22 protein-coding genes and 1 pseudogene are annotated in these 25,222 nt (G+C 67.6%); 13 read left to right on the forward strand and 10 right to left on the reverse strand.

The window, feature by feature from the left end; translation table 11 throughout:
- Positions 1 to 19: 19 nt before the first annotated feature.
- A complete protein-coding gene (locus tag TX88_RS09780; RefSeq protein ID WP_044519260.1) occupies positions 20 to 304 on the reverse strand; it encodes a hypothetical protein in 285 nt (94 codons plus the stop codon).
- 293 nt (positions 305 to 597) lie between these two features.
- On the opposite strand from TX88_RS09780, the gene TX88_RS09785 reads away from it, so the two are divergent.
- Both TX88_RS09785 and TX88_RS09790 read left to right on the forward strand, forming a co-directional pair.
- Positions 598 to 1,305: a DnaE2-dependent mutagenesis accessory factor ImuA' gene (locus TX88_RS09785; protein ID WP_044516406.1), complete on the forward strand. Its 708-nt coding sequence runs from the start codon at positions 598 to 600 to the stop codon at positions 1,303 to 1,305.
- A 39-nt stretch (positions 1,306 to 1,344) separates the two neighbouring features.
- Positions 1,345 to 2,898, forward strand: a pseudogene (locus tag TX88_RS09790) (DNA polymerase Y family protein).
- 14 nt (positions 2,899 to 2,912) lie between these two features.
- On the opposite strand, the gene TX88_RS09795 reads toward TX88_RS09790, so the two are convergent.
- From TX88_RS09795 to TX88_RS09805, 3 genes are read right to left on the reverse strand one after another with little or no spacing between them, the layout of a single operon-like run.
- The gene (locus TX88_RS09795) at positions 2,913 to 3,953 is read right to left on the reverse strand and encodes a nucleoside hydrolase (protein ID WP_110917918.1); all 1,041 of its coding nucleotides are present in this window, start codon (positions 3,951 to 3,953) and stop codon (positions 2,913 to 2,915) included.
- A 26-nt stretch (positions 3,954 to 3,979) separates the two neighbouring features.
- Entirely contained in the window at positions 3,980 to 4,297 is a 318-nt protein-coding gene (locus tag TX88_RS09800) for a DMT family transporter (RefSeq protein ID WP_044516408.1), read from the reverse strand.
- A 16-nt stretch (positions 4,298 to 4,313) separates the two neighbouring features.
- The gene (locus TX88_RS09805; protein ID WP_044516409.1) at positions 4,314 to 5,060 is read right to left on the reverse strand and encodes an SDR family NAD(P)-dependent oxidoreductase; all 747 of its coding nucleotides are present in this window, start codon (positions 5,058 to 5,060) and stop codon (positions 4,314 to 4,316) included.
- 51 nt (positions 5,061 to 5,111) lie between these two features.
- On the opposite strand from TX88_RS09805, the gene TX88_RS09810 reads away from it, so the two are divergent.
- Positions 5,112 to 5,729, forward strand: a complete 618-nt coding sequence (locus TX88_RS09810; protein ID WP_044516410.1) for a TetR/AcrR family transcriptional regulator — start codon at positions 5,112 to 5,114, stop codon at positions 5,727 to 5,729.
- Positions 5,730 to 5,753: 24 nt separating this feature from the next.
- Here the strand turns inward: TX88_RS09810 and TX88_RS09815 are convergent, their stop codons facing one another.
- Entirely contained in the window at positions 5,754 to 7,781 is a 2,028-nt protein-coding gene (locus tag TX88_RS09815) for an SDR family oxidoreductase (protein ID WP_044516411.1), read from the reverse strand.
- 69 nt (positions 7,782 to 7,850) lie between these two features.
- Between TX88_RS09815 and TX88_RS09820 the strand changes: the two genes are divergently transcribed.
- The 3 genes from TX88_RS09820 (at position 7,851) to TX88_RS09830 (ending at position 11,282) form a co-directional block, all read left to right on the forward strand.
- Entirely contained in the window at positions 7,851 to 8,720 is an 870-nt protein-coding gene (locus TX88_RS09820; RefSeq protein WP_044516413.1) for a MaoC family dehydratase, read from the forward strand.
- 106 nt (positions 8,721 to 8,826) lie between these two features.
- Entirely contained in the window at positions 8,827 to 9,729 is a 903-nt protein-coding gene (locus TX88_RS09825) for a universal stress protein (RefSeq protein WP_044516414.1), read from the forward strand.
- Positions 9,726 to 11,282 (forward strand): APC family permease, encoded by a 1,557-nt coding sequence (locus tag TX88_RS09830; RefSeq protein ID WP_044516416.1) that lies wholly within the window; start codon positions 9,726 to 9,728, stop codon positions 11,280 to 11,282. Before TX88_RS09825 ends, TX88_RS09830 begins: the two co-directional genes overlap by 4 nt.
- A gap of 15 nt (positions 11,283 to 11,297) precedes the next feature.
- Here TX88_RS09830 and TX88_RS09835 read toward each other — a convergent pair whose 3' ends face one another.
- From TX88_RS09835 to TX88_RS09845, 3 genes are all read right to left on the reverse strand, one after another.
- Positions 11,298 to 12,314, reverse strand: a complete 1,017-nt coding sequence (locus TX88_RS09835) for a hypothetical protein (RefSeq protein ID WP_044516417.1) — start codon at positions 12,312 to 12,314, stop codon at positions 11,298 to 11,300.
- Positions 12,315 to 12,401: 87 nt separating this feature from the next.
- A complete protein-coding gene (locus TX88_RS09840; protein WP_049924886.1) occupies positions 12,402 to 13,628 on the reverse strand; it encodes an MbnB/TglH/ChrH family RiPP precursor modification enzyme in 1,227 nt (408 codons plus the stop codon).
- Positions 13,629 to 13,634: 6 nt separating this feature from the next.
- On the reverse strand, positions 13,635 to 13,856 hold the full coding sequence (locus TX88_RS09845; protein WP_044516419.1) for a hypothetical protein: 222 nt from the start codon (positions 13,854 to 13,856) through the stop codon (positions 13,635 to 13,637).
- A gap of 140 nt (positions 13,857 to 13,996) precedes the next feature.
- Here TX88_RS09845 and TX88_RS09850 point away from each other — a divergent pair, with 140 nt between their 5' ends.
- Complete coding sequence (locus tag TX88_RS09850) at positions 13,997 to 17,281, forward strand: error-prone DNA polymerase (RefSeq protein ID WP_044516421.1); 3,285 nt, start codon at positions 13,997 to 13,999, stop codon at positions 17,279 to 17,281.
- Positions 17,282 to 17,293: 12 nt separating this feature from the next.
- Here the strand turns inward: TX88_RS09850 and TX88_RS09855 are convergent, their stop codons facing one another.
- Positions 17,294 to 18,223: a F0F1 ATP synthase subunit B family protein gene (locus tag TX88_RS09855; RefSeq protein ID WP_084621853.1), complete on the reverse strand. Its 930-nt coding sequence runs from the start codon at positions 18,221 to 18,223 to the stop codon at positions 17,294 to 17,296.
- A 319-nt stretch (positions 18,224 to 18,542) separates the two neighbouring features.
- Here TX88_RS09855 and TX88_RS09860 point away from each other — a divergent pair, with 319 nt between their 5' ends.
- Both TX88_RS09860 and TX88_RS09865 read left to right on the forward strand, forming a co-directional pair.
- Positions 18,543 to 19,115, forward strand: coding sequence for a hypothetical protein (locus TX88_RS09860; RefSeq protein WP_044516424.1), 573 nt, complete (start codon positions 18,543 to 18,545; stop codon positions 19,113 to 19,115).
- A 147-nt stretch (positions 19,116 to 19,262) separates the two neighbouring features.
- The gene (locus tag TX88_RS09865) at positions 19,263 to 19,916 is read left to right on the forward strand and encodes a nitroreductase family protein (protein ID WP_044516425.1); all 654 of its coding nucleotides are present in this window, start codon (positions 19,263 to 19,265) and stop codon (positions 19,914 to 19,916) included.
- A 113-nt stretch (positions 19,917 to 20,029) separates the two neighbouring features.
- Here the strand turns inward: TX88_RS09865 and TX88_RS09870 are convergent, their stop codons facing one another.
- Positions 20,030 to 20,494 carry a tRNA (cytidine(34)-2'-O)-methyltransferase gene (locus TX88_RS09870; RefSeq protein WP_044516427.1) on the reverse strand — a complete coding sequence of 155 codons (465 nt, stop codon included), beginning with the start codon at positions 20,492 to 20,494 and terminating at the stop codon, positions 20,030 to 20,032.
- Between the two features lie 330 nt (positions 20,495 to 20,824).
- Here TX88_RS09870 and TX88_RS09875 point away from each other — a divergent pair, with 330 nt between their 5' ends.
- Genes TX88_RS09875 through TX88_RS09885 form a run of 4 tightly spaced genes read left to right on the forward strand, consistent with a single transcriptional unit; the run spans position 20,825 to position 25,219 of the window.
- Entirely contained in the window at positions 20,825 to 23,824 is a 3,000-nt protein-coding gene (locus TX88_RS09875; protein WP_044516428.1) for a HAMP domain-containing sensor histidine kinase, read from the forward strand.
- Positions 23,821 to 24,228, forward strand: coding sequence for a roadblock/LC7 domain-containing protein (locus tag TX88_RS09880; protein ID WP_029107096.1), 408 nt, complete (start codon positions 23,821 to 23,823; stop codon positions 24,226 to 24,228). Before TX88_RS09875 ends, TX88_RS09880 begins: the two co-directional genes overlap by 4 nt.
- A 33-nt stretch (positions 24,229 to 24,261) precedes the next feature.
- Positions 24,262 to 24,627: a DUF742 domain-containing protein gene (locus TX88_RS33250; protein ID WP_082448780.1), complete on the forward strand. Its 366-nt coding sequence runs from the start codon at positions 24,262 to 24,264 to the stop codon at positions 24,625 to 24,627.
- The gene (locus TX88_RS09885; protein WP_036388873.1) at positions 24,608 to 25,219 is read left to right on the forward strand and encodes a GTP-binding protein; all 612 of its coding nucleotides are present in this window, start codon (positions 24,608 to 24,610) and stop codon (positions 25,217 to 25,219) included. The genes TX88_RS33250 and TX88_RS09885 overlap by 20 nt, the downstream gene beginning before the upstream one ends.
- The last annotated feature ends 3 nt before the right edge of the window (positions 25,220 to 25,222 follow it).

A 25,222-nucleotide genomic window follows, 5' to 3' on the forward strand; every position in this document is an offset into this window, starting at 1 on the left:
GACTTTCTGCGCTCCGCGTCTAGTTGTCGCCGGGGATCGCGGTCGGGGCCGGGGGTGCCTTCACGCCCGGGGTGAACAGGTTGCCGCCGGTGGGGTTGATCGACTTCTCGGTCGGCTCGACCGTAGGCGGCGGGGCGGGAGTGGCCGGCGTTGTGGTGGTGGTCGTCGTCGTCGTGGTCGGCGTGGTGGTCTCGGGACCCTTCTTCTCCTCGGTACCGCACGCCGCGGTGAACGAGATCATCCCGATGACTGCCGCACCGCCGGCGATGACGGTGAGCCGACGAGTCAACTGCCCAGACTTCATGATGCTGTCCTCACTGTCCCCCGTGCTGTTACAGAACTTGGCCTTCGGCGAATCGCAGTGGATTCCCACTACCTGCAACGCAAGTCGTGGCCAGTCCCATCCCGAAGCGGGTTCTGGTGAACGGAACTCTAACTTAAGGTCCGCGCGGTCGCAGAGCCATTCCGGCCGGCCCCGCCTTCCGGGGTCGGTGACCGCCCACCGCGGCTTGACGCTGTCGGGGGGTGGGTGTTTACTCGAGCCATCGAACATATATTCGAAAATGATGGCGAACAGATGGTGCGGGAGGTGTTGTTGTGACTGTTGCGGCGGAGCTCGATTTACACCGGCTCACCCGCTCCGAACAGGTAGAACACCTTCGGCGCAAGATTGCCTCGGTATCGGGGAAGGTTGGCCAGGCGCATCGCGGCATGCCCCGGGCCGCGGCGGTGATTCCGGCTCGGGAATCTTTGCTGGCGGAGCCTGAAACGCTGGTTGAGACGTTGCCGGAAGGCCTGCCGACGATGCTGCCGCGCGGGTCCGTCGCGGTGGCCGCGGGTGCCCGATCGCTGTCGCTGGGCATGGTGGCGGCGGTGACGGCCGCGGGTGGGCATGCGGTGATCGTCGGCCAACCCGATGTCGGACTGTTGGCCGCGGTGGAGATGGGCGCCGATCTGAGCCGGCTCGCAGTGATCCCCGACCCGGGCGCCGACCCCGTCGAGGTGGCCTCGGTGCTGATGGACGGGATGGATCTGGTGGTGCTCGGGCTGGGCGGACGTTCGGTGCCGCCGAGCCGGGCCCGGGTGATGGTGGCACGGGCCCGGCAGAAAGGCTGCACCCTGCTGATCACCGATGGTGACTGGCAGGGCGCGTCGGCCCGGCTGGAGGCCCGGGTCTCCGGCTATGAGGTGGCCGGCGCGGGCCGGGACACCCCGATGCCAGGACGCGGCCGGATCAGCCGGGTCCGGCTGGCCATGCGTGCCCGGGGGCGGGGCACCGGATCGGCCTGCGCGGTAGGCGGATAGCTCGTGCCCGCGGAATCCAGGGTGCTGGCCCTCTGGTGTATGGACTGGCCGGCAGTGGCCGCGGCGACGGCGGCAGGATTGACGTCGACGGTGCCGGTCGCGGTGACCCTGGCCAACCGGGTGATCGCCTGCTCGGCGTCCGCGCGCGCGGCCGGGGTCCGGCGGGGACTGCGGCGCCGCGAGGCGCAGGCCCGGTGCCCGCAACTGCACGTCGTCACCGCCGATCCGGCCAGGGACGCCCGCCATTTCGAGAACGTGACGCTTGCGGTCGACGATCTGGTGCCGCGCGCCGAGGTGCTGCGTCCGGGACTGTTGGTGCTCTCGGTGCGTGGTGCGGCGCGGTACTTCGGGTCCGAACCGGTTGCGGCCGAACGACTGATCGATGCCGTCGCAGCGGCGGGGGCCGAATGCCAGGTCGGTATCGCCGATCAACTTTCCACCGCGGTCTTCGCCGCTCGGGCGGGGTGCATCGTCGAACCCGGGGACGACGCCCGGTTTCTCTCCGGGTTGTCGATCCGGCAGTTGGCCACCGAACCGGCCCTGGCCGCTCCCGGCCGCGAGGACCTGGCAGACCTGTTGTGGCGGATGGGTATCCGAACCCTGGGGCAGTTCGCCGAGTTGTCCCGCACCGATGTCGCCTCCCGGTTCGGGGCCGATGCGGTGACGGCGCACCGGTTCGCCTGTGGGGAACCGGACCGGGGCCCCTCCGGGCGGGATCCGGCCACCGAACTCGATGCCGTGATGAACTGCGACCCGCCGATCGAACGGGTGGATGCCGCGGCCTTCGCGGGACGGTCACTGGCCAGTGATCTGCATCGTCATCTGGAGGCGGCCGGGGTGGGCTGTACCCGGTTGGCCATCCATGCCGTCACCGCCAATGGTGAAGAGCTGGAACGGGTCTGGCGGTGTGCCGAACCGCTGACCGAGGATGCCACCGCCGACCGGGTGCGTTGGCAGCTGGACGGCTGGCTGAACCGCCGTACCTCTGAGCGGCCCACCGCCCCGGTGACGGTGTTGCGCCTGCGCCCGGTGTAGGTGGTCTCGGCCGCGGCGCTGCAATTGCCGCTGTGGGGCGGGATCGGGGAAGAGGACCGGCTGCGGGCCCGGCGTGCGCTGCTGCGGGTCCAGGGTCTGCTCGGCCAGGAAGCGGTGCAGGTGCCGGTGCTCAGCGGCGGCCGCGGGCCTGCCGAGCGCATCACCTTCACTCCGTTGGGGGATGAGCCGGTACCGCGAGCCGATCCGCGCCAGCCGTGGCCCGGCCAATTGCCCGAACCCTCGCCGACCGTACTGCTCGACGATCCGGTGGAACTTCTTGACGTACAAGGAAACCTGGTTCGGGTCACCAGCCGCGGGTTGTTCTCGGCCGATCCGGCACAGCTTGCCGGTGCCGGCCGCCGTGACGGCAGGCTGCGCTGGTGGGCGGGGCCGTGGCCGGTCGATGAGCGGTGGTGGGATCCGGAGAACCGAGGGGCCGGACGCACCGCGAGGGTCCAGGTGCTGCTGGGCCGCGACGAGAGAGACGGCGGGGGAGATCAGGCTCTGTTGCTGTGTTACCGGCAGCGCCGGTGGTATCTGGAGGGTGCCTATGAATGAGGGCGCCGGCGCCCTCAGCTCAGACGTTGCGCGAACTCCCCGACCCGGCCGATGAACCGGTCGAAGAACGCCGTCGGGTCGACCTCCGTGCCGACGAGCGCATTGGGCGGGCGGCCCCAGTGTCCACGCCAGTCGGCCACTGTCATGCCGCGGGTCAGGGTGCCCCTCAGTTCGACATCGACCGTGGTTTCCCGGCAATTCACCAACTCCGGGTCCAGCGCGACCGCGGCGGCGAGGGGATCGTGCAGGTGGGCCAGGTATCCGTCGCCGGTGTCGAAGTGGAACTCGAAGTAGAACCGCATGGAGTCCTCGAGGACGCGGATCAACGGATTGTCCGCCGTCGACCGCGTGCCCCGTTCGTCGAGCACGCTCATCGGTGCCGACGGCGATCCGGCCGCGGCCGCCAGCCGGTTCAGCAGCGCGGGCGTCATCGCGATGTTCTCGGTGAGGTTGAGGCCCAGCACGATCGGCACATGTGTCGCGTCGTCGAGACCCCAGGCGGCGGTCCAGCCGCCGAACACCTCGGCGGCGGACTCGGGATCCACACTGATGTTCCACTCCGACACAGGCGTGGTGTTTCCCCGGTAGTCGAAGGCCCCGCCCATGATGACCAGCCGGCGCAGCAGCTTGGGCAGGGTGGGTTCGGCGCGCATGGCCAGGGCCAGGTTGGTCAGGGGGCCGGTGGCCAGCCCGATCAATTCACCCGGATACGCACGTGCAGCGCGTACCCAGGCCTCGGCGGCATCGTGTGCGGTCAGCAGCCGGTCGGTCTCGAGCAGCTGCGCGTATCCCAGGCCCTGTGGCCCGTGGGTGTCCTCGGCGGTGCGCAACGGTGCGCTCAGCGGCCGCTCGGCTCCCTTGGAGACCGGTATCCCCGTCACTCCGCACAGTTCCAGCAGGCCCAGATTGTTGGCGCAGACCTGTTGTACCGGAACGTTTCCCGCGGTCGAGGCGATACCGACCAACTCGGCTTCGGGGCTGGCGAGCAGATATGCCAGCGCCATGGCGTCGTCGACACCGGTATCGACATCGGCGAACACGGGTAGCGACGTCACGTCGCCAACCTTAGGCGTGGGCGGGCTCACTGCTCAACAAATCGCAGGCCGACCAAGCCCACCGCGATCAACGCGATGAACGTCACCCGCAGCGGTGTCAGCGCATCTCCGAACAGCGCCACGCCCGCAATGGTGACCCCGACCGCGCCGATTCCGGCCCACACCGCGTACGCCGTGCCCACCGGAAGGTGTTTGACCACCAGGGCCAGGATCACGAAGCTGACCACCGCGGCGATCACGCACACCACGCTCGGCCACAGTCGGGTGAAGCCCTCGGACTGTTTGATGGCCAGCGCCCAGACGATCTCCAGCAGTCCGGCGAGGACCAGCAGAACCCACGACATCGTTGCCTCCCGGCCGTCAGGCGTTGTAGCCGCCGTCGACGGTCAGGGTCGTGCCGTTCACGTATTGCGCGTCGGGACCGGCGAGGTAGGCGACAGCGGCGGCGATTTCGTCGGCCTGCGCGAAGCGTCCCAGCGGAATGTTCGGAAGGTCGGCGATGGCCTCGGGACTGTCGGCCGGATTCATCTCGGTGTCGGTATTGCCCGGCTGTACCACGTTGGCGGTGATTCCACGTGGCCCGAGATCACGGGCCAGTCCTCGGGCCAGCGCGCCGACGGCCGCCTTGGTCGTCGAATACAGCGTGACGCCGGGAAAGGGGGTGCGGTCGGCCAAGTTGCTGCCGATCGTGATGATCCGGCCGCCCTCGCTCATGGCCGCCGCGGCGGCCTGACTGAACAGGAACGGCGCGCGGATGTGCAGATTGATGGCCTGGTCGATATCGCCGGCGCTCACCCGATCCAGCGGGCCGTTGGGGAAGACTCCGGCGTTGTTCACCAGGATGTCCAGCCTGCCGAACGCGTCGAGGACGGCATCGACCGCATGCGGTGCCGCGTCGGGCGCAGCGCTGTCGAGCTGTAGTGCAAGGGCTTTCGCGCCGAAGCCGGTGATCGCGTCGACCACGTCGGCCGCTCGCTCGGGCGATGAGTGGTAGGTGAAGGCCACGTCGGCGCCTTCGGCCGCGAGGCGGCGCGCGATTGCCGCACCGATTCCGCGGCTGCCACCGGTGATGAGTGCGGCTTTGGATGTCAATGCCTTCAACGCCATACGTGGCTCCAATCCATTTTGTAATAGATACTACAAATATAGACTGTCCGTATGCCCCGTCAACCCACCGCACGCCGCGGCCGGCCACGTGCCTTCGACAGGGACACCGCGCTGCAGGCGGCACTGGACGTGTTCTGGGAGCGCGGCTACGAGGGCACCCGGGTCAGCGACCTGACGGCGGCGATGGGCCTCAATGCCCCGAGCCTGTACGCCACGTTCGGCTCCAAGGAGGACCTGTTCCGCGAAGCGGTGGCGTACTACAACGCACCGGACCGCTCACCGACCACGATCGCGCTGCAGCGGCCCGGTCCGGTGCGGGGTGCCGTCGAGGCCATGCTGCGTGACAACGTGCGCGACTACGCCGATCCGTCGACTCCGCCGGGCTGCATGATCGTGCTCGCCGCCATCGCCTACTCCGCCGAAACCGAGGTGATGCGTGACCTGCTCAGGACTTGCCGCAGCGAGGACCGTGCGCGGCTACTGGCCCGGATCCGCGGCGGGATCGCCGACGGTGAGCTACCTCAGGATCTCGATGCGCAGCGCCTGGCCTCGTTCATGATCACGGTGCTGTACGGACTTTCCATCCAGGCCAGGGACGGCGCTTCCCGCGCCGACATGGATGCGACGGTGGACCTGGCAATGATCGCCTGGGACAACGCTGTTGGGTGAGCGCACCGGCCGTCGCGATGCGACCTACCAGTGCACCCCGGGCACCAACCGCACCGCCCGCTTGACCGGGCGCGCCACCGCCCGCGGGACCCGAATGTTCCGGGTGCTGCGGACCGGGCGCTTCGGGCGTCGTTGCGCCTCACCGCAGTCGGGCCGGTCGGCGCCGTCGCCGTCCAGTCCGCGCGCGGCCGCCGAGTCCGGGTAGCCCAGATACAGCTGATGCAGAACGCGGCGGGACAGTTTCGGGGTCAGGTAGGTACCGAAATCGGCCACGGTCCCCAGCGGGGTGTCGATCCTGGCCGGCTTTTCCACCAGGCCGCGCACCACCATGGCCGCGGCGTGCTCGGCGGAGATCGGGGGCACCGGGTTCAGCTTGCGCGACGGTGCGATCATCGGCGTCTTCACCAGCGGCATATGGATATTGGTGAAGGTGATGTGATCCGACAGGGTCTCGGTGCCGACCACCTCGGAGAACGCGTCCAGTGCGGCCTTGGTCGGTAGGTAGGCGCTGTACTTCGGGCTGTTGGCCTGTACACCGGCGCTCGACACGTTGACCACGTGGCCGAACCGGCGTTCACGCCAGTGCGGCAGCAGCGCGAGCACCATCCGGACCGAGCCGAAGTAGTTGACCGCCATCACCCGCTCGTAGTCGTGCAGCCGGTCCGTCGAATTCACCACGGAGCGCCGGATGGACCGGCCCGCGTTGTTCACCAGGTAGTCGACGTGGCCGAACCGGCCGAGGATGTCCTTGACCGTGTGCTCGACGGACGCCGAATCGGTGACGTCACAGGTGAATGCGTAGGCCTGACCACCGGCCGCGCGGATCTCGTCGACCAGGCCGTCGAGCGCGTCGCCATTGCGCGCCAGGGCGAAAACGCAGCCGCCGCGTTCGGCGACGGCGATGGCCGAGGCCCGGCCGATGCCGCTGGAAGCGCCGGTGATGATGACGTGCCTGCCGACCAGGGGGCCGGACGGGTCGTCGCGCCGTGCTCGGTCCGGATCGAGGTGCTGGGCCCAGTACCGCCAGAGTTTCGGTGCGTACGAAGAGAATTCGGGAACCGCGATCCCGGTGCCGCGCAGCGCGGCGGTGGCGTTGTCCGCGGTGAAGGTCGGCCGCAACTCGACCACGTCGAGCACATCGCCGGGGATACCCAGCTGGGTGGCGACGACGTTGCGCACCGCCTTGACCCGTCCCCGTGCCCGCAACACCGGTGCCGCGGTGGCCCGCGGCAGGGATCCGCGCAGCGGCGGCAGCCCTGCCTCGGCGGCGACCCCGCGGTAGATCTCGCGCAGCCCAATGGTCTCCGGCGCGGTGAGGTGGAACGTCTCACCGTCCTTGCCCTCGACGTGCATCAAATGAACGACCGCTTCAACAACGAAGTCCACCGGGACGACGTTGGTGCGGCCGCTGTCGGGCAGCATCATCGGCGTGAACTTGGGCAGGCCGGCCAGCCGTGCCAGTACGCCGAAGAAGTAGTACGGGCCGTCGATCTTGTCCATCTCACCGGTCTGCGAATCGCCGACCACGACCGCCGGGCGGTACACCCGGTAGCGCAGGCCCGGTGTCGAGCGCACCAGCAGTTCGGCCTCGAACTTGGTCTGGTGATACGGCGTGGGCAGATCCTGTGCGACGTCGAAATCGGCCTCGGTGAACACGCCCCGATGGTTTCCGGCCACCGCGATCGAGGACACGTGGTGCAACGTGGCGTCCAGGCGCCGGGTCAGCTCGATCACCGCACGGGTGCCGTCCACGTTGGCGGCGCGTTGCTCGGATTCGCCGACGGTCATGTCGTAGATGGCCGCACAGTGCACGACGTGCGAGATGTCACCCAGCTCGGCGATATCGGTGTCGCTCAAGCCGAGGTCGGCCGCGGTCAGGTCACCGACCAGCGGTTTCACCCGCTCGTCCCAGTCTTGAGCGAGCCGCTCGAACCGTGTCAGCGACCCACGGCGCACCAGCACCCACACCTCGGCACCGGGATCGCGGGACAGAATCCGGGTGATCACTCGGCGGCCGATAAACCCGGTACCGCCGGTAACGACATAACGCATGCGAGCCATCGTGGCCCGAGATCGGGCAAACGTCAACAGGGGCGGTCGACTCAACTATCGTCGGCACGCATGCCTCTCAATCCGGACGCCATTGGCGAGACGACCGATCCGATTCCGTTCGCATGGACCGACCGCGACACCCTGCTGTACGCCATCGGCGTCGGCGCGGGCACCGATGACCTTGCCTTCACCACCGAGAACAGCCACGAGATCGAACAGCAGGTGCTGCCGACCTATGCGGTGATCGCGTGCTCGGCCTTCCCGGCGGCACTCAAGATCGGCACCTTCAACTTCGGCATGCTGCTGCACGGCTCCCAGGAGATCCGGCTGCACCGGCCGCTGCCCCCGTCCGGAAAGCTCAGCGTGGTCTCCGAGGTCGCCGACATCCAGGACAAGGGTGAGGGCAAGAACGCGGTGGTCATGCTCAAGGGCATCGGTTCCGATCCGGCCAGCGGCGAGGTCGTCGCGGAAACCCTTACCACCGTGGTGATTCGGGGCGAAGGCGGATTCGGCGGGCGGCCCGGGCAGCGTCCCGCGGCACCGCAGATCCCCGACCGCGAACCCGACGCCCAGGTGGTGCTGCCCACCCGTGAGGACCAGGCGCTGATCTACCGACTCTCCGGGGACCGCAACCCGCTGCACAGCGATCCGTGGTTCGCGCAGAACCTCGCCGGTTTCCCGAAGCCGATCCTGCACGGGCTGTGCACCTACGGTGTGGCCGGGCGGGCGCTGGTCGCCGAGCTCGGCGGCGGTGACGCCACGAAGGTTCATGCGGTGGCGGCGCGGTTCAGTTCGCCGGTGTTCCCGGGCGAGACGCTGACGACGTCGATCTGGCGTACCGAACCGGGACGGGCCGTGTTCCGCACCGAGGCCAGCGGACCCGACGGTGCCGATGCCCGGCTCGTCCTCGAGGACGGCGCCGCCGAGTATGCGCAGTGATCCAGCCGGTCCGGCAATTTCGTAGAACCCCTGCACGTCGCGTGGTGGGTTGACAGGATCGACCCACTACGGTCGCACGGCGCGGTGCCGGGATGGGTGGTGGCAGATGACGCAGGCGAACCTGGTCGTTGGATATCTGGCCACTCCCGGTGGCGCCGATGCGTTGGCCTTGGCAGTCCGGTTCGCCCGAACCCTGGACGCCCAGATCAACATCTGCATCGTGCTTCCGCCGGACACCGCGCCGCCGGGCACCGTGCCCAAGGGCGGCGGCTACGAGGAAGTGTTGGCCGAGCAGGCGCAGGGCTGGTTGGACGACGCCCTCGCCCTGGTGCCCGACGGCGTTGTGGCGCACCCGCATCTGAGCTTCGATGAGTCGTTCGCCGACGGCTTGATCCGCGAAGCGCTGCGGTTACAGGCGATCGCCGTCGTGGTGGGCGGTGCCGGCGGGGGACTGGTCGGCAGCTACTCACTGGGATCGGTGGTCAACGAACTGCTGCACTCCTCGCCCGTGCCGGTCGCGGTGGCGCCGCGCGGAACCCGCGACTCGAAGATCGAGCGGGTGCACGAAATCACCTGCGCCATAGGCCAACGCCAGGGTTCGGATCTGTTGCTCGCCACCGCGGTACGGGCCAGTCGGGCCGCGGACATCCCGCTGCGGCTGGTGTCGCTGGTCGCGCTCGATCCGACCTTCGGCTCGCTTCGCGGCGACGACGAGGCAGTTCGGGCCCACGCGCTCGCGCACGCGGAACGGACGTTGGAGGCCGCCAGAGACGAACTGCCCGCCGACTTTCCGGTGACCTCCACGATCGTGAACGGGCCCAGCGTCGAGGCCGCGGTCGAGCAGCTGGGCTGGGACGAAGGCGACATCATCATGGTCGGATCCAGCCGGCTCAGCGCACCGCGGCGGATCTTCCTCGGTTCCACCGCGGCCAAGATGCTGCGGGTGCTGGACGTGCCCATGGTGGTTGTGCCCAGGGATGAACTGAAAGACGGCGAGGACCACTCATGACCGAGTCCGCATCGGAATCCGCGGCCCATCAGAAACTCGAGGCAGCCGAGCAGACCGGCGGGCTGGTCTCCAAGGGGCTCGCCGCGGGCAAGGTCGGTACGTTCTCGGGTGCGATCCTTGGGATCTCGTGTGTGGCACCCGGGTACACGCTGACCGCGAGCATCGGATTGATCGTGGCAGCCGTCGGACTGAAGATGCCGGCGATCTTCATCGCCGGATTCATCCCGATGTTCCTGACCGCCTACGCCTATCGCGAACTGAACTCGCGTGCACCCGACTGCGGCGCGTCGTTCACGTGGTCCACAAAGGCATTTGGCCCATACGTCGGCTGGATGTGCGGGTGGGGCATGGTGATGGCCTCGATCATCGTGCTGTCCAACCTCGCCGCCATCGCAGTCGAGTTCTTCTACCTGTTCATCGCCCGGGTCACCAACCACCACGCGATCGCCGAACTGGCCGACAACAAGGCCATCAACATCCTCACCACACTGGTGTTCCTGGCCATTGCCACCGCCATCGCCAGTCGCGGTATCACCACCAGTGAACGGGTGCAGTACGTGCTGGTCGGGTTCCAGATGGTGGTACTGCTGGCGTTCGCGGTGATGGCGTTGGTGCATGTGGGTCGCGGCGACGCTCCGGCCGGGCTGTCCTTCGACCTGGACTGGTTCAACCCACTCACCGGACTTACCTTCGGCGTCTTCGCCGTTGGTGTGACCGGGTCGATATTCGCGTTCTGGGGCTGGGACACCTGCCTGACGCTGGGGGAGGAATCCAAGGACCCGACGAAGGTGCCGGGCCGGGCCGGCCTGTTGTGCGTGCTGTCCATCCTGGCGACGTATCTGCTCATCGCGGTGGCGGTGATGATGTACGCCGGTGTCGGTGAAACCGATCTGGGCCTGGGCAATCCCGACAACGCGGAGAACGTCTTCGCCGCGCTGGCCGACCCGGTGCTGGGCACCTATGCCGGGCCGCTGTTGTTCCTGGCGATCCTGGCCTCGTCGGTGGCGAGCCTGCAGACCACGTTCCTGCCCGCGGCACGGGCCATGCTGGCCATGGGGGCCTACAAGGCCTTCCCGCCCAGATTCGCCGAGGTCAGCCCGCGTTATCTGGTGCCCACTTTCGCCACCGTCGTCGCCGGCGTGGTCACCGGGGTGTTCTACACCGTGGTGAGTCTGCTGTCCGAGAGTGCGCTACTGGATACCATTGCCGCCCTTGGCATCATGATCTGCTGGTATTACGGCATCACCGCGTTCGCCTGCGTCTGGTACTTCCGCGGGGAGTTGTTCGCCAACATTCACAATGTGCTGTTCAAGTTCCTGTTCCCGTTGATCGGCGGCCTGGTGCTGGCCTGGGTGTTCATCCTCGCGATCAAGGAGAGCATGGACCCCGAGAACGGCAGCGGCGCCGCGATCGGCGGTATCGGGCTGGTGTTCTTCATGGGCTTCGGCATCCTGCTGCTCGGCGTCGTGCTCATGTTCGTCTGGCGGTCGGTCAGCCCGACGTTCTTCAGGGGCGAGACGTTGCGGCACGACACACCGTCGCTCGTGGAGTAGGCCCGCCTGCGCGAACTATCCGGCCGCGCCGCCGATCCCGGAGTTGCCCTTGTTGTGTGCCAACTCGAACGGATCGAGGAGATCCCACACGGTTGCGACCGCCTGGACCTTGAGGGCAGCGCCCGGCTCTTCCAGGTTGATCAGGTCGGCGATGATGTCGTAGCCGTAGTACACCGCTGAACCCGGCGGGGTGGTCTTGATCAGCTCGGTGATGATCGTCTGCCGGGCATCGCGGGCCGCGTCATCGTCGCCGAGGGCGGGCGCCAGGCTGGGCAGAATCTTGCTGATCGGAATCACCGCGTTCACCCACGGCACGATCTGGCTGCCCCGGTAGATCTGCTCTGTCGCCTCACGCACGAAGGGATCGAGTTCATCGGGTGACGCATCCATCAGTGCGTTCCGGAGATTCATGATCGCCTCGGGGAGATCCGTCGGCTCCGGATCGTCGGCCCGGAACGGGTTGGGGTTCCACGGTGTATCCGCCTGTGCCTCAGGGGTATCGGCCTGGGTCTGCACCGCGCCGACCTTCGGGGTGGCCAAGGTCTTGCTCTTCGGCAGCGCGACGGACCCGGTCTCCGGCTGGTCCTCCACCACGGGCGTGGGCTTGGGAGCCGCGGCCTGCTTGGGGGTGAACAGGTCCTTGAGCTTGGCGACCTGCTCGGCCTCGAACTCCTTGGCACTGGGCTTCGGCGTGAGCTTGGCCGACACCGGCTTGGCAGGCTTGGCGTCCTGGACGGCCTTGGTGACGTGTGCGGCCGCCTTCTCGATCTTGTCGGCCTGCTTGTCGATGTTGTCCTTGACGCTGTCCTTGAACGTGGACAGGGGCTTGGCCGGTTTGGTGTCACCGGTCTTGGCCGCGACGCGTTTGGGTCCGGCGTTGACGTGCTGCGATGTGCTGCTGGTCGAGTCCTTGGACGCCTTGTCCGTCGAATCAGCGTGTGCGGTGCCCTGGCCGGCCACGGCGATCGCCGCACCGACTCCCGCCGCTACCGCGACACCTCCGACGTAGCCGATGTACCTCGTTGACGCCATTGCCGTCCTTTCACAGCCGATCCCCAGCCCACGGGAATCGTAGGGGGCGGCGGCGTGATCGGCATCACGAGGTGACGTTCTGGGCACTCAGCGGATGGACATCCCCGGCTGAGCCAGCCACTCGGTGAACTGCCGGCCCTCGTCGGCCGCCCAGCGCGATGGCGGAGATGCGTCGAGATACGACTCCAGGATCCGTTCGGTCTGGTCCGGTCCGCGGGTCTCGATCAGGCTGCGCAGCAGATCGGGCCGGGCCAGGGTGAGTTGGCCGAGCCGGGCCCGGTCGGCCAGACCGCGCAACAGCTGCATGGCCGGATCATCGGTGGGCGGCTCGGCGCTCGCGCGCGCCGTGTACGCCGCCAGCTGTCGTTCCCACTCCCGGGTCCCGGTCAGGTCGTGATCGGCGCGGGGGCCGACGGGCGCTCGGGGCACCGACGCGGCCGGGCGAAACGGCTGCTCGACCGGCGTGCCGTCGCAGATGCGATGCAGCGCCTGCAGGATCGCCCGCAGGCCGGCCGCACCGAGCGACACCATCGAGGTGGGCACGGCCTCGAACACCACCGCGCGCAGCTGCGGCAACCGCGGGACCGTGGAAGCCAGCAGGGACAGCAGTTCCAGATCCGGACCGCCGATATGGGCATCGAGGTAGTAGCCCTCCAACTCGAAGCCGCCCGCGACGTGGATCTCCAGCACCTGGTCCAGTGGCAGGGTGTCGAGGACGTCCTCGACGGGTTGGCGCCCGTTGCGTTCGTTGGCCAGCAGGTTGTGCAGGTCGAGCAGGATGCCGCAGTCGGCCCGCTGGGCGATCTCGGCGATGAAGGTGCCGTCGGCCAGCTCGCCGGGGCGCGGCCGAAGATAGTTGACTCCGGTCTCGATGAGAAATGGCCGCTCTGAACAGGTTTGGTAGCTCGCGATGTGCTCGACGGCCGCGTCGACTCCGGTCGAGGTCTGCGCCGGCGGCAGCAGGAACCCGGCGTCGAGGTCCTGCCCCGCGTGACGTACCTGGTTGAACGACAGATGTTCGCTCCAGTGCGTGGCCCCGAGCCGGTCGGCGCAGCGGGCGGCCAGCGTCACCCCGGCCGGGTCCGGGGCTGTGCAGCCGCCGACCGGGAAGCCCACCCCGTGCACCAGCGTGGGACGGTCACGGCTCTCGACCCAGTCGAACGCGGGTTCGTTGATGTCCCAGCCGGTTTGGCGTGGCGTCCACATCGTCTGCGGCTCGATCTCGACCACGTCGATGAGGTCGGCGACCTCGCTCCAGACCAGATCCAGTCCGGTGGTGGCGATGACACCGACGCCGAGATCGAGCCGCGACATCGACCGCTAACCCGTGGTGGGCGTGGCGACGCCCTCTTCGTTGATGACGAAGTCGGAGAATCCCTGCCAGTGCAGGTCCAGTCCGGAATGGCAACCAGGGCAGCCGGCATGGCCGAGCACGCTGGCCTGTGCCTTCTGGAACTTCTTGAGGTCGAACAGCACCGAATCGGGGGCGCTGATCCGGATCCGGTCCCGTGGGGGCAGCGGCTGGGGGTTCAAATCGGCCATGATGCGAGTCCTTTCCTGCGGTGACCGGGGAATCCGGTGATAAGCCGAGGTTAGGAAGGTGGGCGGGGCGCAGTCGCGGGTAGTTGACTACCTGATTCAGCCCCTGGATGTATCGAACAAATGTTCGATACACTGGCGAGGTGGGATGGCATAACGGGCCGCCGAGCTGGTCGGAGATGGAGCGGGTGCTTACCGGCAAGCCCCGACGTTCCGGCCTGCCGTTGGAGCCCGCGGGCGACGGCGGGGATAGCCCCGCCTGGTCGCGTAAGCGCGGGAGCTATCAACCACCGGAGCTCGACCGGCCGCGCACGTCGGTCCGCTACGCCGAGCTGCACACGCATTCGGCGTACAGCTTCCTCGACGGCGCGAGCACGCCGGAGGAGTTGGTCGAGGAGGCGGCCCGGCTGAACCTGCGGGCGATCGCGCTGACCGATCACGACGGGCTCTACGGTGTGGTCCGGTTCGCCGAGGCGGCCAGGGAGCTGGACGTGGCCACGGTCTTCGGCGCCGAGCTGTCGCTGGGGAACATTCCCCGCACCGAGGACCCCGACCCACCGGGCCCGCATCTGCTGGTGCTGGCCCGCGGTCCGGAGGGCTACCGGCGGTTGTCCCGCGAGATCGCCAAGGCGCACCTGGCCGGTGGTGAGAAAGGCAAGCCCCGCTACGACTTCGACGGCCTCACCGAGGCCGCGGGCGGGCACTGGCACATCCTGACGGGCTGCCGTAAAGGCCATGTCCGCCAGGCGCTTTCCCGGGGCGGTCCGGAAGCTGCCGCCGCCGCGCTGGCCGATCTGGTGGACCGTTTCGGGGCCGACCGGGTCAGCGTCGAACTCTCCCATCACGGCCATCCGTGTGACGACGAGCGCAACGCCGTCCTGGCCGGGCTGGCCCCGCGGTTCGGAATACCGGTGGTGGCCACCACCGGTGCGCACTTCGCCGCCCCTGACCGGGGCCGGCTGGCCATGGCGATGGCGGCGATCCGGGCCCGCAACTCGATGGACACCGCCGCCGGGTGGCTGGCCCCGCTCGGCGGGTCTCACCTGCGTTCGGGGGAGGAGATGGCCCGGCTGTTCGGTACCGAGATCGTGACGGCCGCAGCGGATCTGGGTGAGCAGTGCGCCTTCGGGCTGGCGCTCATCGCCCCGCAGTTGCCACCGTTCGACGTCCCGGCCGGGCACACCGAGGACAGCTGGCTGCGGCATCTGGTCATGGCGGGTGCGGCCGAGCGGTACGGGCCCGTGGACAACGCGAGGAAGGCCTATGCGCAGATCGAACACGAGCTGCGCATCATCGAGCAGTTGAAGTTTCCCGGCTATTTCCTGGTGGTGCACGACATCACCCGGTTCTGCCGGGACAACGACATCCTGTGCCAGGGCAGGGGATCGGCGGCAAACTCGGCGGTCTGCTACGCGCTGAAGGTCACCAACGTCGACCCGATCGCCAATGAGCTGCTGTTCGAACGGTTCCTGTCCCCGGCCCGCGACGGTCCTCCCGACATCGACATCGACATCGAATCGGACCTGCGCGAGAACGTCATTCAGTACGTGTACGAGCGTTACGGGCGTGACTACGCCGCGCAGGTCGCCAACGTCATCACCTATCGCGGCCGCAGTGCGGTCCGCGACATGGCCCGGGCGCTGGGTTTCTCCCAGGGACAGCAGGATGCCTGGAGCAAGCAGCTCAGCCGATGGAACGGGCGTCCGGACTCTCCGGAGGCGGAGGACATCCCGCAGCCGGTGATCGAGTTGGCCACCCAGATCGCCAACCTGCCGCGGCACCTCGGCATCCACTCGGGCGGCATGGTGATCTGTGACCGCCCGATCGCCGACGTGTGCCCGGTGGAGTGGGCCCGCATGGCCAACCGCAGCGTGCTGCAGTGGGACAAAGACGACTGTGCGGCAATCGGTTTGGTCAAGTTCGACCTGCTCGGTCTCGGGATGCTCTCGGCGCTGCACTACGCGATCGACCTGCTGGCCGAGCACAAAGGCATCGCCGTCGACCTGGCCAAGCTGGACCTGTCCGAACCGGCGGTCTACGAGATGTTGCAGAAGGCCGACTCGGTCGGGGTGTTCCAGGTGGAGTCCCGCGCGCAGATGGCCACCCTTCCCCGGCTCAAGCCGAGGGAGTTCTACGACCTCGTGGTGGAGGTGGCGCTGATCCGTCCGGGTCCGATCCAGGGCGGTTCGGTACACCCCTATATCCGTCGCCGCAACGGTCTGGAGGAAGTCACCTACGACCATCCGTCGATGGAATCCGCACTCAAGAAGACGCTGGGCATCCCGCTGTTCCAGGAGCAGCTCATGCAATTGGCAGTCGACTGTGCGGGTTTCACCGCGGCAGAGGCCGACCAGTTGCGCCGGGCGATGGGCTCCAAACGCTCGACCGAGAAGATGCGAAGGCTGCGCAACCGGTTCTACGACGGCATGGCCGAACTGCACGGGATCACCGACGAGGTGGCCGAGCGGATCTACGAGAAGCTGGAGGCGTTCGCCAATTTCGGTTTCCCGGAAAGCCATTCGCTGAGCTTCGCGTCGCTGGTCTTCTATTCGTCGTGGTTCAAGCTGCATCACCCTGCGGCGTTCTGCGCGGCACTGCTACGGGCCCAGCCGATGGGGTTCTATTCGCCGCAGTCACTGGTCGCCGACGCGCGCCGGCACGGGGTGACGGTGCACGGACCCGATGCCAACGCCAGCCTGGCCTACGCGACGCTGGAGAACGCCGGCCTGGACGTGCGGCTGGGGCTGGGCAGTGTCCGTCACATCGGTGACGAGTTGGCGGAGCGCCTGGTCGATGAACGAAATGCCAACGGGCCGTTCGAAACCCTGATCGACCTGACCGGCCGCGTGCAGCTGTCGGTACCCCAGACCGAGGCGCTGGCCACCGCCGGTGCGCTGGGTTGTTTCGGGATCAGCCGGCGTGAGGCGCTGTGGGCTGCGGGTGCGGCGGCCGGTCAGCGGCCGGACCGGCTGCCGGGGGTGGGCTCGTCCTCACATGTCCCGCCGCTGCCGGGGATGAGCGCCCTGGAACTGTCGGCCGCGGACGTGTGGGCCACCGGTGTCTCGCCGGACAGCTATCCCACCCAGTACCTGCGCGCCGACCTCGACGCGCTGGGCGTGATTCCTGCCGACAAGTTGCTGGGTGTCGTCGACGGAACCCGGATCCTGGTTGCCGGGGCGGTAACTCACCGGCAGCGTCCGGCGACCGCGCAGGGCGTGACATTCATGAACCTGGAAGACGAGACCGGGATGGTCAACGTGCTGTGTGCGCCCGGGGTGTGGGCGCGCTACCGCAAGCTGGCGCAGACGGCGCCGGCACTGGTGGTCCGCGGCATCGTGCAGAACGCCAGTGGCGCCGTCACCGTGATCGCCGACCGGATGAGCCCGGTCGAGCTGAGGGTCGGCTCGCGGTCGCGCGATTTCCGCTGAGCTCGCCGGCGGTCAGCTCGGGTCGGCGCCGGAGACGCTGGAAACGGTAGAGACGCTGCGGGTCGTGGTGTCCTCAAGCCCGGTCCGCAGCAGCGACCATGCCAGCCGCCGCGCGTCGGTGGCCCGCTCGTGCAGCAGGCGTTGGACCGCGGGGATGGGATTGGTTTCCGGGGTCCGTCCCTCGACCACGTCGGCGTGCAGATCCTCGGCAACCTGGATCGCCAGCAGCACGGCGTCGTTGACCCGGTTCAGCGCATCCTGCAGGCGGTCGTCCTGGCTGAGCAGATGGGCGTTGTCCAGTTCGACCGAAACGTTGCTGACCACCTGACTGATCTGTCCGAAGAGCGCGTTCATCACGGTTTCCCGCTCGTCGCGGTCCGGGTTGCGCAGTTGTGTCGCACCTTCGGTCCACAGCGTGGCGAGCATCCGGGTGTGTGCGCCGACCGCACGTGACACCTCGATCATCGCCTGCTTCTGCAGTTGTTCGAGCAGGTTGTTGCGCTCGATGCGGGCCAGTTCCTGTTGTGCCACCAGTTCGGCATCGTGCAGCTTCTGCTGGGACTCCATCTGGGCCCGATGCCATTTCTGGGTCAGCGCGAGTTCCAGCGCCGAGCGTTCGTCGGCGGCCGCCAACTCACGGCGCAGACGATCGTCGGCTTGGGCGATGTCATGTTTGGCCTGACGCTGGACGGTGAGGGTCAGCCACATCGTCACCATCACGACGACGAAGATGACGGCACCGAAGAACCACTCGGCCTTGCTTCCGCGTTCGCCCGGGCTGAGCAGCAGGTACCAGACGATGGCCAGGCTGCTCAGGCCGCCGCACACCAGCCAACCGATGCCGGCCTTGGGATCGATCGACAAGGCTTTGGGGGCCGGGTCCCGATCGACCGCAGCCACCCGCATCGGTTCAGTCGTGTCACCGATCTGGCTGTAATCCAACGGGGCACCCCCTGAAGACTCAGCGACCCTTGTCGATTCAGTTAGTCCGGCCATGTCGACCTCCCATCGGCCAAGCCTGCCACCGTGCAGGCGTTCAGAGTAAGGCCAACCTCGGCAGCGGGTGCTACCGGCCGGTGGCACCCGCATTCGCATACTCTGTTTTTCGTCATTCTTCAAGTGCCCCTAGCGATGACGAGCCGCGCGGTAACCGCTAGTGTCATCGGCGTGCTCACCGCGAGCGGCGGTGGATCGGCCCGACAGGTCCGGCAACCGGCCGCTCACTTTTCTGTTGATCTGTTCGCTTGAGAATTGAGGGCCCATGGGACAAAACGCGACGCTGGAAGGTGATTCGGCGGTCATCGTCAGTCTGTCGGAGGCGGCGATGCACATGTATTCCGCCGCGATCGATGCACTGCCCTTCCCCGAGGACAAGAAGTTCCACAAGCGCGCCGACGTCGTCCTGTCCGGCCTGCGCAAGCTGCGTGCCTCCCTGTCCGAGGCGGCCAGCAGCAACCGGCCGTCTCCCGCGGTCATCGTGGCGCTGAGCGGGGTCCGTCAGCGGTATGACTCGCTGATGGCCCACGCCGCTTCGGCGCCGGGATCCTCTCTGGGACAGCAGATCTACGTCACCCGCGTCCACGCCAAGCTGTCGGCCCAGGAAGTGGCCAACGGTGCCGGCCTGCGCGACGGACTGCTCGACGAGCTCGAGGCCGGCGCAACGCCGACCGACGCCGAGGCGACCAAGATCCGGGACACCATCGCGGCGCTGGGCGGGTTGCCCGGCGACGATCACGGCATCCATGCCGTCCCGTCCTCGGCCGACTACGGCTCCTCGGACGAGCCGCAGGCCAACGGCTGGGAGCCCGTGCTGGTATCCGAGAACGCCGGCTGACAGACCCCGTGCACCGTCGTCGATTCGGCGACGGTGCGCAACCTTCATCGGTTAGCTGAGTTGTACTGCGGCGCACGATGATTAGGAGCTCCCCAGCAAACTGCTGGGGAGCTTCTGGTTTCTGTCGAGCGGTTGTAGTCTCGCGGCATGACAGCCGAACCAGCCCTGAACTTGACCGTCGACGAACTCCTCACCACCACCCGATCGGTGCGCAAACGGCTCGACTTCGAAAAGCCGGTGCCGCGTGAGGTGCTCACGGAGTGCCTCGACCTGGCTCTACAGGCCCCCACCGGGTCGAATGCGCAAGGCTGGCAATGGGTTTTCGTCGAGGATCCGGCAAAGAAGAAGGCCCTGGCCGACATCTACCGGGCCAGCGCCAACCCCTACCTGGACATGCCCAAACCCGAGCGCGGTGACATCCGCGATCAGCAGGCGGACGCCGTCATGAGCTCCGCCAGGTACCTCACCGACAACTTCGAGAAGGCGCCGGTGCTGATGATCCCGTGCCTCGAGGGTCGGCCCGACGGTGCCCCCGCCGGCATGTCCGCATCATTCTGGGGATCCCTGCTGCCCGCGGTGTGGAGCTTCATGCTGGCGCTGCGCTCGCGCGGCCTCGGGTCGGCCTGGACGACGCTGCACCTGCTCGGTGACGGCGAGAAGCAGGCGGCCGAACTGCTGGGCATTCCGTTCGATCGGTACGCCCAGGCGGGGCTGTTCCCGATCGCCTACACCAAGGGCACCGACTTCAAGAAGGCCAAGCGCCTTCCGGCTGAGCAGTTCTCGCACTGGGACAGTTGGTGAGCCCGGTGGGCCCTGGGGCAGCTGTTGCCCTCCGATGCAATTGTGAAGCCGGTGTATGAACTCTCTGTGAGATTCGGGCGTGGGTCGCGTGGCGGCCCACGCCCGGGGCGTAACTAGACGCCGCCGGCGAACCCGTGTTGGCGCCATGCCTCATAAGCGGCGACGGCCGCGGCATTGGACAGATTCAATGACCGCCTGCCGTCGAGCATCGGAATACGTACCTGCGCGGTGATATTCGGGTCGGCCAGAGTTTGTGCGTCCAGTCCGGTGGGTTCCGGGCCGAACATCAGCACATCTCCCGGCTGGTAGGCGATATCGGCGAACGAGGTCGACGCGTGGGCGGTGAATGCGTAGACCCGGGCCGGCATCAACGCGCGCCACGCGGCCGCCAGGTCGGCGTGCACGGTCACCGATGCCAGGTCGTGGTAGTCGAGGCCGGCCCGGCGCAGCTTGGGTTCGGACAGATCGAAGCCCAGGGGCTCGACCAGATGCAGCTCGCACCCGGTACCTGCCACCATCCTGATCGCATTGCCGGTGTTGGGTGCGATGCGGGGAGAAAAGAACAACACCCGGAACATCCGACGATGATCGTACGAACGCCCGCCCGGGGGCGAATCGGGATGTAATTGAGGTCCGAATCGGCACGCGGAATAGAAGTGGAAATCGGCACGCGATTCGGCAAGGACAGCGCTGTTTGCTCGATTACCACACAACTGCGCTACGGCTCGGTCACGAACTCTGTCTGTTCAGTAAGAATTGTGGAAACGCTCGCGAGCTGCTGTCATACTCGTGCAATTGCCAAGGCGTTTGACGCCCGCCCCAGCGTGGGCGGAAACAGCAGGAAGTCTTATGAATCACGCCCCACGAGTAAATTGCGGCCACGCAGCCGGTAGTGCGGTTGGGCGCCGATGACTGCCTTCACGCAGCTGAAACAGGCTGACGGCACCCTCGTCGAATTCTCCCCAGCACCATCGGCTCCGGCCAAGCGCCCCTCGCGCTGGTCACCGGCCAACTGGCCGGTCAGTCGGAAAGTCCTCGCCATTGTCGTCGTGCCGTTGATCCTGGCGGCGACGTTCGGTGGCTTGCGCATCTATGCCAGTGCCAGTGCTGCCGGAGATCTGCGGTTGGCCGCCGATCGCGCCGAAGTGATTCCCGACGTCGACCGCTATATGGCGGCGATGGAGGGTGTCCTCATTGCAGCTACCGAAGGTGGCGACGGACAGTCTGCGATGTCCACGTTCAATGAGCGCAAATCCGATTTGCAGCAACGGGTAGAAGCCACCGATGTGTCCGAGGATGTCGGTCAGGCCATCACCGGCCTTCTCGGCAAGGGGCAGCAGCTCGTCGACGCGGTGATGTCCGATTCGATCGATCTGCGGCAGCGCATTCTTGATTACGGCCCGCTGCTGCTGACCGGGGAAGCCGCGATCACCGGCTCGGTGCACAGCACACAGCTGACGGTTCAGGCCCAGGTTGAGGCGCTGGCCCGCGCGGTCGGTGCCCGCGGGCAGATGGCGATCCAGCGGATGCTGGTCAACCGGGGCGGCGACGAACCGGAGCCGCTGCTGCGCACCTCGATGATCACGATGGCCGGAACCGAGCCGTCCACCGTCGCCGCGCTGACGAAGGTGCTCGGAGGTGGCTCCGAGGAGGCGGCGACGCTTCGGGCCGAGATGGTCAAGCGCATGGCGATGATGTCGAATCCCGGCATTCCGCTGGTCGGTAATCCGGACATGCTGGCCTCGCTCGAGGCGACCAACAAGATCGCCGGACAGATCGTCGACGACACCACCGCGTCCATTCCGGCCGCCGTGGAGGCCCAGGCCAACGATGCCCGCAACGACGCGATCCGGGACGCCATCCTGGTGGCGACCGCGATCGTCAGCGCCATGGTCATCGTGTTGTTGGTGGCCCGCTCACTGGTGCGCCCGCTGCGGACGCTGCGCGACAGCGCGCTCAAGGTTGCGCACCAGGACCTGGCCAAGGAGATCGAACGGGTCCGCGCCGGCGGCGAGTTGGTGCCGGTCACCCCGATCCCGGTGCAGACCACCGAAGAGGTCGGTCAGGTGGCCCATGCCGTCGACGAGCTGCACGAGCAGGCGGTGTTCCTCGCCGGGGAACAGGCTCAGCTGCAGTTGCAGGTCTCGGACATGTTCGAGACGCTGTCGCGGCGCAGCCGCTCACTCGTCGACCAGCAGTTGTCGCTCATCGATCAGCTGGAGCGCAACGAGGACGACCCGGAACGCCTGGAGAGCCTGTTCCGGCTCGACCACCTGGCGGCCCGTATGCGCCGGAACGGCGCGAACCTGCTGGTGCTGTCCGGATCCAAGCTGGCGCGCGAGCACAGCCGTCCGGTGCCGCTGGCGACCGTGATCAATGCCGCCGCTTCTGAGGTGGAGGACTACACCCGTGTCGTCACCGCGTCGGTGGCCGACGTCGAGATCACCGGCACGGCGGCAGGCGACCTGATCCACCTCCTGGCCGAGCTGCTCGACAATGCACTGCGCTACTCGCCGCCGATCTCGCAGGTGCGGGTGTCGGCCGTGCACGCGGCCAAGGGCGCGTTGGTGATCGAGGTGAGCGATGTCGGCCTGGGTATGACCGAGGCCGATCTGCGGGTCGCCAACACCCGTCTGCAGTCCGGCGGCGAGGTCAATCCCTACACCGCGCGTCACATGGGTCTGTTCGTGGTCGGGCGGCTGGCCACCCAGCACGGGCTGGTGGTGCGGCTGCGCAGCACCGTCGCCGAAGAGCCGAGCTCGGGCACCACGGCAGGGGTGTACATCCCGGCCACGCTGCTGGCCCGCGACGGCGGCGACTCGGTCGACGACCTTCCGTACGGCAGGCCCGTCGACGCGCATGCCGGGATCGCAACGGCGTTGTCGCTGGACGCCGATCCTGCCGATGCGTCGGTGTTCGGATCCGGCGCCGACGAGCCCCACCTCAACGGTGCGGACATGCCGTTCGACCTGCTGCCGCAGCGCAGTCCGGGTGCCAGTGGCATCTCGGAGCTGCCGGGCACGCTCGCCCCGCAACCGGAGGAGGCTGCCGAGGCGCAGGCCGAGGAGCCCGCGGACGAGCCGGTGGGTGAGTGGCCGCAGCAGTGGCCGGTGCACACCGAGGAGAGTGCGGCCCTGGCCAAGGGGGAAATCGCGGGAGCTGCCGACACGGCAGCCACCGACGAGGCGACCGACGATGTGGAGGCCGGACGTCAGACGCCCACCAACACCTCATCGTTCTTCGCGTCCCGAGGGCAGGCGGCCACCAACGGTGTCAACGGTGCCGCGGGCCTCAACGGTCTGAACGGTCACGGCGACCTCAATGGGGCAAGTGAGCTCAACGGTCACAGCGGCCTCAATGGCGTCAACGGTCTAAACGGTCTCAATGGTGCGGCTCATCAGGTCGAGCACGCACCCGAGGAACCGGTCGAACCCGCCGCGGCCCAGGACGACAACCCCGATGTCGAGGGCGACTCGATCTATCAGTCGATGGTCTCGGAATTCGAGATCGATCCGACGACCCACGTGCGCAGCGCCGACCTGGACTGGAAGACGGTCTGGGAGAAGGGCTGGTCGGTGGCCGCCGCGGCGCAGGATGCGCCCGTCGAGCAGCACACCGAGGAAGGCCTGCCCATGCGTACGCCGGGTGCCCGCCTGGTGCCGGGTGGTGTTGCCGCGGCCGTGGGGGTGGCCGGTGAGTCCAACGGCCGTCACCGCAACGGTGGAGTACACCGTAACGACGACAGCGTCGAGACGGTAGCATCGGCAGACGAACCTGACAGCGGCATGTTCGCGGCGTTCAAACCGCGTGACCCCGAGGCTGTCCGTACGAGCACCAGCAACCTTTTCGGAGGCGTGCACGCCGGACGATCGCATGCCCGTGAGACCAGAGGAACCGATAACGAATGACCCGTCCGACGCAGCGCGACTCCCTGGACTGGCTCGTGTCCAAGTTCGCCCGCGAGGTATCCGGGGTGTCCCACGCGGTGCTGGTTTCGGCCGACGGACTGCTGATGGCTGCCAGCGAACACATGCCGATCGAGCGGGCCGACCAGTTGGCCGCCGTCTCCTCCGGACTGGCGAGCCTGGCCACCGGAGCCTCCCAGCTGTTCAACGGCGGCCACGTGATGCAGTCGGTGGTCGAGATGGAGAACGGCTACCTGCTGTTGATGCGGGTGGGTGACGGGTCCAACCTGGCCACGCTGACCGCCCCGTCGTGTGACATCGGCCAGGTCGGCTACGAGATGGCCATCTTGGTCGAGCGGGTCGGCGCGGTGGTGCAGTCTTCGCGCCGCACACCGCAACCGTCCTGAGTCCCCGCCCCTTCTGCCCTTCGCGAGGTGCCTGTGGACGAACCGGAAACTACTGACCGTCCGAGTCTGGTGCGGCCGTACACGCTGACGGCCGGCCGCACCGACTCGCGCGTGCACCTTCCGCTGGAAGCACCGATACAAAAAACCGACACGACACGTGAACCGCGCTGGACTGGGCACGATGTGCGCGCACAGATCGTAGAGTTGTGCACCGGCAGTCCTTCGGTTGCCGAAATTGCCGCTCATTTATCTCTCCCGCTCGGCGTGGCGCGCGTGCTGATCGGGGACTTGGTGACGCAGGGTTATCTACGGGTGGAAGCCACCCTTGATGACTCGGCTAGCTTCGACGAACGCCGCGAATTGATTGGAAGGACCCTGCGTGGCCTACGAGCACTCTGAACCCCGCTCGGCCTCCGGCGGTGGCGCCCCCCGACGTGGGGCCGCCTCGACGAAGATCGTTATTTCTGGCGGGTTCGGGGCAGGGAAGACGACATTCGTCGGCGCGGTCTCCGAGATCATGCCGCTGCGCACAGAAGCGTTGGTCACCAACGTGTCTGAGGGCGTCGACGCCCTGGACGGCACCCCGGACAAGCGCACCACCACGGTAGCGATGGACTTCGGCCGGATCACGCTGGACGAGGATCTGGTGCTGTACCTGTTCGGCACACCCGGGCAGCGCCGGTTCTGGTTCATGTGGGACGACCTGGTCCGTGGCGCCATCGGTGCGATCATCCTGGTCGACGTGCGCCGCCTGCAGGACAGCTTCGCCGCGGTCGACTTCTTCGAGGCGCGCAAGTTGCCCTTCATCGTCGCGGTCAACGAGTTCGACGATGCGCCAAAGCATCCCACTCAGGCGGTGCGCAAGGCCCTGGCGCTGCCGGAGCATATCCCGGTGGTGGCCGTGGACGCCCGCGATCGCAACTCGGCCAAGGCCGCGCTGATCGCGGTCACCGAGTACTCGCTGAGCACGCTTTCCGCGTTGCCTGGCTGAGGC

This window comes from Mycolicibacterium septicum DSM 44393 (assembly GCF_000455325.1).
Classification (GTDB): domain Bacteria; phylum Actinomycetota; class Actinomycetes; order Mycobacteriales; family Mycobacteriaceae; genus Mycobacterium; species Mycobacterium septicum.